The organism is Curtobacterium flaccumfaciens (assembly GCF_051548005.1).
Taxonomy (GTDB): Bacteria; Actinomycetota; Actinomycetes; order Actinomycetales; family Microbacteriaceae; genus Curtobacterium.
In genome coordinates, this window is sequence record NZ_JBPUGH010000240.1 from 1 (window position 1) to 2624 (window position 2624).

The window sequence follows — 2624 nt, forward strand, 5'->3', positions numbered from 1 at the left end:
GGCGAACGCGATCCTCAGCATCGCTGCCGCCGACACGGCGGTGAAGGGTGGCTCGCGCGACGCCCACTACGCGCTCGAGGTCATGGTCCGCACGATCGCCCGGCGCGGCGAGGACCGCTGACCGGTCGATCCGGCGCACGTCCGTCGGTGGCTGTCCTGGCCCGCTGACGGGGTGATGCTCGCCAGTGGTGCAGGGTGTGCGGGGCGTCGGACGTCCGCCGTCCAGGAGATCCCGGGGCCTCGCTGGCGGACGACGGCGCTGTTGTCGTGCGACATCGGCGTGGTCGTTCTTCGTGGCGGCCGGTTGCGCGCGTGTGCAACGGACGACGGTGCCGTTGTCGTTCGACGTCGGCGTGGTCGTTCTTCGTGGCGGCCGGTTGCGCGCGTGTGCAACGGACGACGGTGCCGTTGTCGTTCGACATCGGCGTGGTCGTTCTTCGTGGCGGCCGGTTGCGCGCGTGTGCAACGGACGACGGTGCCGTTCTCCTACGACACCGGCATGGTCGTTCTTCGCGGTCGCTGGTTGCGCGCGTGTGCAATGGACGACGGTGCCGTTGTCGTGCGACGACGACTCCGTGGCCGACGATGCGCGTGTCGATCGACGCGCGGAACGTCGCGGCCAGTCATCACCGGCCAGCACACACCACGAATGCGACCAAGCACGCGTCGATCGGCAGGTGCAGCGACGTAACGCGCGCGTTTCGTCGCTCCCGCCCGAGCCCGCCCGAGCCCACCACGAACGACGAAGGCCCCTCCACGAACGACGAAGGCCCCACACCGAACGGTGCGGGGCCTTCGAGCGGGGGAGTCAGCCTCAGAGAGCAGAGACCTTCTTCGCGATGGCCGACTTGCGGTTCGCGGCCTGGTTCTTGTGGATGACACCCTTGCTCACGGCCTTGTCGAGCTTCTTCGACGCGAGGGCCAGGGCGGCGACGGCCTTGTCCTTGTCGCCCGAGGCGATGGCCTCGTTGGTGTGGCGGATGTGCGTCTTGAGCTCCGAGCGGTACGCCTTGTTCCGCTCGGTGGCCTTGAGGTTGGTCTTGATGCGCTTGATCTGCGACTTGATGTTCGCCATGCGTGTTGCTCCTGTTCGTCTCTACGGGTGGTCGCGACCGCTGGGTAGAGGGGCCCTTGGTCGCATCGCGTTCCACCCGTGGGCGGGGAACGCGGAAGCCAGCCACCAACACTACCAGGAGCAGGCCCAGCGGCCAAAGCCCGACAGGCCGCGAACGGGAGCCCAGCCGCCGGAGCACCACGGCATCGAGAACGCCGCAGCACCGCGGCATGAGCAGGCCGGAGCGACACGACATCCGGACCGGCCGAAACCACCCGGCAACACAGCATCGGTACCGTGACCGGCATGCCGTCCCTCGCACCACGCATCGACACCGTCCCCGCCTCCGGCATCCGGAGGGTCTTCGAGCAGGCCGCCCTGCTCCGTGCGGACGGCACGGACGTCACCATGCTGGTGATCGGCGAACCCGACGTCCCGGTCGCGCCGCACATCGGCGAGGCCGCCCGCCGTGCGTGGTCGGAGGACCGCACGGACTACACACCGAACGGCGGCATCACCGCGCTCCGCCGGGCCCTCGTCGAGAAGCTCCGACGCGAGAACCGCATCGAGGTCGACCTCGAGCAGGTCTGGATGACGATCGGTGCGACGCAGGCACTGTTCCAGGCGATGACCCTCGTCCTGAGCCCCGGCGACGAGGTCCTCGTGCCGGACCCCGGCTACACGACCTTCACGATGAACGCCCACATCCTCGGCGCGGTGCCGGTGCCGTACCAGCTGGCGCCGCAGCACGACTTCGAGCCGGACCTCGCGGCCCTGGAGGCGAGCATCACCGAACGCACCCGGGCGATCATCGTGAACTCGCCGTCGAACCCGCTCGGCTCGGTGTTCGGCGAGGAGACGCTCCGCGACCTCCTGGCCCTCGCGAAGCGGCACGACCTCTGGGTGATCAGCGACGAGGTCTACGAGTACTTCACCTACGGCACACGGCACGTCAGCATCGCCGCGCTCGACGAGGACGACCGCGTGTTCTCGGCGTTCTCGTTGAGCAAGACGTACGCGATGACGGGCGTCCGGGTGGGGTACCTCGTGACGCCGAAGGGGCTCGGTCCGACGATGCGCACCACGCAGGAGGCGATGATCAGCTGCGTCGCCGAACCCGACCAGTACGCGGCCCTCGCGGCGATCGTCGGGGACCACTCGGCGGTCCGCGACGCCCGGGAGCACTACCGCGCGAACCTCGAAGTGGCGAAGGAGGTCCTCGACGCCGCGGGCATCCGCTACCTCGATCCGCGTGGCGCCTTCTACCTCTGGGTCGACGTCTCGCACGCGTCGGGCGGCGACGTCGCCGAGTGGGCCCTCGCGCTGCTGCACCGCGAGCACGTGGCCGTTGCACCGGGGAGCGCGTTCGGGCGTTCCGGAGAGGGGTGGATCCGCATCTCACTGGCGGCGACCCCGGAGGACCTCCGCCGCGGCCTCGGCACGCTGCCCGCGCCCGCCACGGCCACCGTCTGACGACGGGGCGCGAGTCCGCCACGGCGACCGTCCGACGACGGCGCGCGAAGTCGCCGCGGCGACCGGCTGACGGACTGGAGGCGCGGTGCGGGCCCCC

2 protein-coding genes are annotated in these 2624 nt (G+C 70.1%); one reads left to right on the plus strand and one right to left on the minus strand.

All coding sequences use genetic code 11. The annotated features are described in order from the left end of the window. Positions 1-814: 814 nt before the first annotated feature. Positions 815-1075, minus strand: coding sequence for a 30S ribosomal protein S20 (gene rpsT, locus ACSW7Y_RS16910; protein ID WP_022904294.1), 261 nt, complete (start codon positions 1073-1075; stop codon positions 815-817). Positions 1076-1360: 285 nt separating this feature from the next. Here rpsT and ACSW7Y_RS16915 point away from each other — a divergent pair, with 285 nt between their 5' ends. Next, entirely contained in the window at positions 1361-2527 is a 1167-nt protein-coding gene (locus ACSW7Y_RS16915) for a pyridoxal phosphate-dependent aminotransferase (protein ID WP_438127389.1), read from the plus strand. The last annotated feature ends 97 nt before the right edge of the window (positions 2528-2624 follow it).